Consider the following 6,549-nt stretch of genomic DNA (forward strand, 5'->3'; position numbering starts at 1 on the left):
TTACGCTATATGTTCGATTTCCTTCATCCTCAATGCGTTGACCGCTCGTGCTCCTCCGTACTCTTCCAGCTTCCTATCGATGAAGGAGACGCCCTTCGCAGTAACGTACGTCTGCACAAAGTTAACTCCGTAATATCTAGACGGCGACTGTTTGACTTTAAAATATCCTTCGTTGATGTAGCGCTGATAAGGAACCGGTGAACCTTCTTTCCGCACAAATACGCCGATTGTTCGTAAGAATGACGTTAATTTATTTCGTCCAATGCCGATCGATTTGGCTGCCTGCTCCAACGTTTGAACGTTTGTCGCGGCGATAAAACGATCATGTTCCTCCGCTTTCGGTTTCATTTCGGAGATTACTTCGTTTTGTTTGCGTACAGTCTCTAAAGTTGCGCTAAATAAAAGTTTTGTTTGTTCGTCTGCAAACGGCAGATACGTTTGTATGAATAAATCGTCATTTGCTACATAGCCGCCTGTTTTCCTGATTGTTGGGATGACTTCGTGAGTGATCCAGCGTTTGAACTGTTTGGCCTCTGGTTTGCGGCTTCTTAAAATCAGAGAATAAAGGCCCGGCTCGTTGATGATGAATGTTTCTTGATTTCGTCCTAATGAATCGGTGACCGGAACACTATTCCGCTCATCTTCATCTAGCAAATTCACTGATTTTCGAGCGTCCGTAATTCCTAAAACATCACAAACATCTTTTGCAACAAACCAAGGTTCGCCATCCTTAACGACTGTTCGGACCTGTTGATCTTGGTAATTGAACACTTTTTTCAATTCATTCATAATGATTCCTCCTCTTTTTCTTCTCGATATAAATGACTCTAGAGCCCCTCTTCAGTTGCTCCGCGATTTCGATACGAATACGGAAATAGTCGGCGACCTTGCCGAGCATATCCGAAACGGAATCCGCAGCGACACCGATGTAATAAAACGCCCAGCCAAGCGCAGCAAACGTCCACTTTAACGGATAGAGTAGGCGGTGCATCATCGCTCAACCTCCCGCTTTAATTTCGCCTTTACCTCGTCCTGCTTCGCCTTGTATTCTTCGTCACCATACATCGCTTCCAGACGCTTGTAATCGTTTAACTCGTCGAGTAGCTCATCGATTTTCTTCGTCTTGTCTTTCGCCATTTCACTCCCCGCCTTTTCTAGTTCTTCGCTAAGCTTAGCCATGGTATCGGCACTCGGCAATTCCGGAAGAAATTCCGCAAAGTGAAACGCCGTTCCCTCCGGCTCCGGATAGTTTTCGTAATCAACTCCGTCAAGATATTCGTCAACAAACTGACTGCGGCAGACTAGGCGGATGTCGTTCGAATCAGCGAGAATCCATTCGCCGTGAATTGCGTCTGCCAGATCGAATTCAACGTAATTAGAAACGCCGGTATCATCCGCTTCCTTAACGTCTCGACGCGCATCCACGAAGAATATGCGGTCAGGATATCCGTCTACTGCGACCAGGTCTCCGAAAGTGATCTCCGTTTTCATCTCCGCAGCCCCCTTTTCGATTCGCCCTCGAATTCAATTACGCGGCATAGGTCACGAATACGGTCCGTCAGACGTTGCTCTCCGAAAACGTCCGGCAGCCGTTCGATCGCAATGTTGCTCGTGTAGACAGTCGGTAACTGATTCGTCACTCTTGCGTTAACTATTGCGTGAAGATAGCCGCGAAATGCAGGCGTACAATCTCGTACTCCAACGTCATCCAGTACCGCAAATGGAGCCGCCATCGCAAGCGTCATCTTTCGTTTGAACTCCGTCAGGCCGTCCTCATCGTTCGTCATGGTTGCGAGGTTGAATTCCGTCTGCCATTCGTTCACATCGAGGAAATAGGCCGGACGCAGTGACGGCGTTAAACCTCTCCGCAAAGACCCGCTGTAATGGATGCGCAGCCATTCGTTAAGGATTGCCGCCGCTGTCGTCGTCTTTCCGGTGCCGGAGTTCGCGCTGTAGAGATACAACGACTTGATCCGGTCAGCCGGTTCGATATAGCCTTCCGTTTGCTCGAACTGGCGCTCGAACGTCTTGACGTAGTTTTCAACCGATTGATATACCGCAGGCTGCCCCGCTCTGGCTGGCGAATTGGCGAGCGTTGTCAAACGATATTCTCGCGGTAATCCTGCCGCCGCAGACCGGCCGCCGTTGCCCGATGCGCCGTGTAGTGCGATGAAGTGCGGGCATTGGCGGTTACAGGCGGACGTGCCGGCCGCTTTGCATCCGTTAGCCAGGACGCAGTTTCTTTCGTTAGTCAATGGCGTTCACTCCTTTCGTTAGTTCTCGATTACGTTTACTATCACATAATGATCGTCACGTTTTTCGATACGAACTTTATCTCCGATATTAAATGTCGTAATACCGATCCATTTCTTATTTCGTGGACGAAAATAAATCTGATGTCCGCTGTCTGATACATTGGTTATTTCTCCGACTCTTCCAGCCGCCGCAGATTTCACCGTATAACCTTCGTCTAAAAGTCGTTTTATTTCAAGTCCGATGCTCATTCGCAATCCCTCCGTTTAATAAAAGTCGTCGCCGATTTCCGCCTGCTGTTCCCGCCTTTGTTGCGCCGCTTCTTCGGCCCTGATTTCCGCCACTGCCCGCTGTAAATTCCGTCCCATCCACTTCTGCATAAATCCGAAGCTGACGCCCGGCCATTCTGCCGTCGGCCTGTATTCCGCAAAGCACAGATCGATGAAGCGCTTCGTCACTTCCGGTCCGTATTCGCCCGGCTTCCGCTTCGTTCCGACCCAGCGCCCGAGCATCCCCGCTTCTGCCTTCCATGGTTCGCGAGTAGGCATCGGAACGTAAGGGACGCCGTACAGCCGCTCATGCTCCGCTTTTAAATACGCCTGGAAGTCGCGCACATTCCACTTGGATAACGGTTTATCTGTCGTCGGCATTTTCGTCACCCATTTCGTTAAGAATCGCATAATAATCGTATTCTTGCGCATAGGATTCGTAGAGGTCGATTTTACGACGCAAGTCCGAAATTTCCTTCGCCATGTGATCCTTTTCCGCTAACAACGATTCAATAACGGGTCGGTCGGCAATCGGACACATTCTCGCTATCTCTGACGTAAGCTCCGCAATGTGGTCGAGCAAAGCCGGAATATCTTGCCGGGCGTGCGCGATGAACTCTGCGTCTTCTTTCGTTACTGCCGCCGCAACGCCGTCCCAATGTGTGTTTACCCAATACCGAAGATTTTCGTTTCCCGGCCATTCATGATCATCTGCGCCCCAATATCCCCCCGTTGCCGCTTCTACACGCTGACGGATCGCTTCGATATCGTCTTTTGTCATTACGCATTCACTCCTTCGATTTTGATTCCTAGTTTGTATAATGTTTCGCGAATGGCCGCTTTCCGTTCCTCTGCGCTAGGTGAACCTCCGTGAGATTCGTAAAACTCCCGCACCTTCTCCTCCGGCGTCTTTTCGACTTCATATCCGTTGATTAATGCGGCCGCGAGCGTCATGATGTCAATAGTATTAATTCCGGAATATTCATCTCCAAAATGACAACAGTGCACTTTAGCAGTAAGCAGTTCTTCTTTTGTCCCCACCTCTAAAAACGCCTCTATCGAATCCGACTGATCCTTCGTAATTACCGGCTTTTTAATTTCGCTCATCTATTCGTCCTCCTCTAACGCTTCGAGTTCTTCTTCTAATTCGCGAATCTCTTCTTCCAATTCGTAAATTTCGTGCTGTAAAAGCCGAATATCTTCGATAATGTCATCACGCCGTGTCATCTTAGCGCCTCCTTTGCGTGTAAGTTTATTTCGTATAGCTCAGTAATCGGTATTAAATCGACTGGTTCTTCGGGAATCTCCGACTTCGATTCGATTAATTTCAGCGCCTTCTTCAGCCGCTCGTTCTCCGCAATCAATTCGGCTACAGTACAGCGTAGGTCTGCGATTTCGTCCGTCAATTTTAACGCCCCCATTCCGTGTATTTTCACCTCATAACGTCAACCCTTACGATTACCCTCGACCGTCAGTAGCGCCGCTAATTCACCGCGAAATTCCCGTATAATTCGTGCGAGTTCTTCCAGCGTCGTGGCGTCCGATAATTTAATCCGCCGATCCATGACGAACATGATTGCGCGGTCAGCCGATGAGAAGTACGCGATCTCCCGCCAACGTGCGATTGGTGACGGATCTAAGATCGGGATTGTCGGCGAACCGCTTCGTCCAGTTCAGCGCTTTCGTTGGATCGGTGAAATAGCGTTCATTTACGATGATATTGCGTTCGTCTGACGTGAGTTTGTAGTCGGGGGAAATCGGGATTTCAATCGGCATGATTTTCGTCATCTCCTTCGTTGATTAAATTGATTGAGAAAGTCGCGAATAGGTCGCATCGGAACTTCGCTCAGTCCGAACGCACCACCGAACAGCACCGAGTTTATTTTCTGCCCGTGATTCCGCATTAGCTTTCCGATACCAAACTCCGGACTGCACGGGCATTTCGGGTCACTACAGTACCTAAAGTCGTTAATATATTGCGTAGCGTGTACGATTAGCTCTAAGAAGATAATACGCAGCTCATCCTTATCAGGTCCGTCGTATCCGCACATAAATTCGTTTTGATAAATTTCGATCATACCCTTGAGAATCGTCTTATCGTTCATACTTTCTCAATCCCTTCCGTTTATTAATAAGACCTAGCAATCGTTCGCTTACGCTCACTCTTGCAGATGTTATTAATCGCGGTACATCTTTTAATAAAGAATATCCGCGCGAATGTATATGAGCGCTATTATTTAAATGAGTATAGTTCGTCTATCGTTTGAGTAAGGGACGGGTTCACCTCATGAACCCCCGGCTTCATTTTCGAATGCTTTCGGTATTGGAAGCAGCACGTACAGGTTCGATAATTGACCGCTCTCTTTACTCCTTCTTTCGCGAATATCGATCAAGCCGACTTCCTTCAGCTTCCGTAAAGCCTCCCGGACCGTATTCTCCGAACAGAAACATTCGGCTGCCAACGTCTTGATCGAAGGAAACGACTGCTTGCTGTGATTGTCCGCGTGCATCGACAACATCGTATAAACGAGCTTTTGCGCACTCTTGTCGAGAATCTTGACGTCAGCTAATACGCTGCTCGCTACCTGTGCGAATTTGTGCTCGCGTAAATCCAAAACGCCTCTTTCTTCGTTCAAGACATAGCCCCCTTATCGAACACCTTCGCGATGACGTACCCTTTTGATTCGAGAAGTTCAATTAGTTTAACCGCATTCTTCTTCCCGGTTTCCTGATCGCCACCCATATTGTGTGCTTCAGATAAAAATCCAGAAAGATGTGCGAACAAAATCTCGTCTTCAGATTCGTTTCTACCTTCGTACATAATAGTCACCTCCTGAATTAGTTCCACAGATGAACCTGTGATCGTGGAAATCGATCGGTCGTTTTTCGTTTGTCATGATCTCGCCTCATATCTGTCGTAGATTTCATAAGCGATTTCTACTAAGCGCTGACCGTAACCGTCTTTTAAATATGTGCTTAATTTTGAAGGACCTCCCTGTATCCCTTTCGTTGTGCTTCTTTTGACGTTTTTAGGATCTACGCCTGTTTCTTGACGAAGCTTTTCGTACAGCTCGCCCCATACCTTTCTTCTACTAAGACCGAATAAAGTCTCTGCGCGAAACATTACTTGTGAAATCTCTCGATGAAGGGCCTTCCCTGTCAATTTTGACGAACGGCATAGACGAGTATCAGATTGCGGTTTATCTACGGCGTTCTTGACATCGGCCAGCGTGCGTTGTTTCTTAGGCTCCGGTAATGCCGCATTTTCTTCGCCGCCCAACAACTTCTCAGCGAATTGAGGGAACATTGCCTTCGCAACTCCTGCGTATTCAGCTCCGAAAATATAAGCTACTCCGCCATCTTTTACGTTTTTGATTGTCAACATTTAAATCGCTCCTTTATCCGTTTATAATGATCGGTTCTTTTTCGTCCATAGCACCTTGAATCGATCTCATAAGCGTCTGCATCGCATGAATCGCTTTCCTATATTCTTCTTTGCCTTCGTCAATCATTTCGCTAAACTCCCGAGAGAAATGCGTCAAATGACCGTACTTTTCCACAAACTTACGCACATCTTCGGAAAACTCATATACGGTATACGTGATCGCGTCTCCGTTAGTCACGCGAGTTGTCCGCCCTTCATACATCGAAATGTCACCGAACAATTCTTTATATCGTTCATTTTCAGCGAGCAGTTCCGGATCAGGCGTTTTAACTTCGACGTATTCCGTCTGAATTTCCGGTTCGGCTTCTTCGACTCGTTCGAGTTTGTTACGCAATATATCCGCTTCCCGCACCGCTTGCTCCCGTTGAGATTCCGCTTGCTTAAGCGCTGCCTCTGCCGCCTCCTTCTCCGCCAATAGTTCCCGGTACTCCTTTAGCGTTTTAACTTCGCCATTTAGGACCGCCTGTTTAGCTTGGCGTTTCGGTTCGGTTGACTCTGCGGATGGGCGTGCGATTTCATACGTTAGTGAGACGGGGAGGTCTTCGAGTATGTTGTTTGGATGTCGTCACAATTTGTGACGAG

General features: G+C 47.9%; 14 protein-coding genes. All 14 read right to left on the reverse strand.

Annotated features, from left to right (window positions below):
- Positions 1–789: a BRO family protein gene (locus tag ACVC9U_RS00385; protein WP_441390000.1), complete on the reverse strand. Its 789-nt coding sequence runs from the start codon at positions 787–789 to the stop codon at positions 1–3.
- A complete protein-coding gene (locus ACVC9U_RS00390) occupies positions 782–994 on the reverse strand; it encodes a hypothetical protein (protein ID WP_441390001.1) in 213 nt (70 codons plus the stop codon). Before ACVC9U_RS00390 ends, ACVC9U_RS00385 begins: the two co-directional genes overlap by 8 nt.
- Entirely contained in the window at positions 991–1,491 is a 501-nt protein-coding gene (locus ACVC9U_RS00395) for a hypothetical protein (RefSeq protein WP_441390002.1), read from the reverse strand. Before ACVC9U_RS00395 ends, ACVC9U_RS00390 begins: the two co-directional genes overlap by 4 nt.
- On the reverse strand, positions 1,488–2,255 hold the full coding sequence (locus ACVC9U_RS00400; RefSeq protein ID WP_441390003.1) for an ATP-binding protein: 768 nt from the start codon (positions 2,253–2,255) through the stop codon (positions 1,488–1,490). The genes ACVC9U_RS00395 and ACVC9U_RS00400 overlap by 4 nt, the downstream gene beginning before the upstream one ends.
- Positions 2,256–2,273: 18 nt before the next feature.
- On the reverse strand, positions 2,274–2,504 hold the full coding sequence (locus tag ACVC9U_RS00405) for a hypothetical protein (protein WP_441390004.1): 231 nt from the start codon (positions 2,502–2,504) through the stop codon (positions 2,274–2,276).
- Between the two features lie 15 nt (positions 2,505–2,519).
- Positions 2,520–2,903, reverse strand: a complete 384-nt coding sequence (locus ACVC9U_RS00410; RefSeq protein ID WP_441390005.1) for a hypothetical protein — start codon at positions 2,901–2,903, stop codon at positions 2,520–2,522.
- On the reverse strand, positions 2,887–3,303 hold the full coding sequence (locus ACVC9U_RS00415) for a hypothetical protein (protein ID WP_016885259.1): 417 nt from the start codon (positions 3,301–3,303) through the stop codon (positions 2,887–2,889). The genes ACVC9U_RS00410 and ACVC9U_RS00415 overlap by 17 nt, the downstream gene beginning before the upstream one ends.
- Positions 3,303–3,629, reverse strand: a complete 327-nt coding sequence (locus ACVC9U_RS00420; protein WP_441390006.1) for a hypothetical protein — start codon at positions 3,627–3,629, stop codon at positions 3,303–3,305. Before ACVC9U_RS00420 ends, ACVC9U_RS00415 begins: the two co-directional genes overlap by 1 nt.
- A gap of 116 nt (positions 3,630–3,745) precedes the next feature.
- Entirely contained in the window at positions 3,746–3,928 is a 183-nt protein-coding gene (locus ACVC9U_RS00425) for a hypothetical protein (RefSeq protein ID WP_441390007.1), read from the reverse strand.
- Between the two features lie 178 nt (positions 3,929–4,106).
- Positions 4,107–4,310, reverse strand: a complete 204-nt coding sequence (locus tag ACVC9U_RS00430; protein WP_441390008.1) for a hypothetical protein — start codon at positions 4,308–4,310, stop codon at positions 4,107–4,109.
- Between the two features lie 497 nt (positions 4,311–4,807).
- Complete coding sequence (locus tag ACVC9U_RS00435; protein ID WP_144573616.1) at positions 4,808–5,158, reverse strand: helix-turn-helix domain-containing protein; 351 nt, start codon at positions 5,156–5,158, stop codon at positions 4,808–4,810.
- A complete protein-coding gene (locus ACVC9U_RS00440; protein ID WP_144573618.1) occupies positions 5,155–5,343 on the reverse strand; it encodes a hypothetical protein in 189 nt (62 codons plus the stop codon). The genes ACVC9U_RS00435 and ACVC9U_RS00440 overlap by 4 nt, the downstream gene beginning before the upstream one ends.
- A gap of 72 nt (positions 5,344–5,415) precedes the next feature.
- Positions 5,416–5,907, reverse strand: a complete 492-nt coding sequence (locus tag ACVC9U_RS00445; protein WP_441390009.1) for a hypothetical protein — start codon at positions 5,905–5,907, stop codon at positions 5,416–5,418.
- A 13-nt stretch (positions 5,908–5,920) separates the two neighbouring features.
- Complete coding sequence (locus ACVC9U_RS00450; RefSeq protein WP_441390010.1) at positions 5,921–6,382, reverse strand: hypothetical protein; 462 nt, start codon at positions 6,380–6,382, stop codon at positions 5,921–5,923.
- Positions 6,383–6,549 lie beyond the last annotated feature (167 nt).

Source organism: Bacillus sp. GM2, from assembly GCF_056155945.1.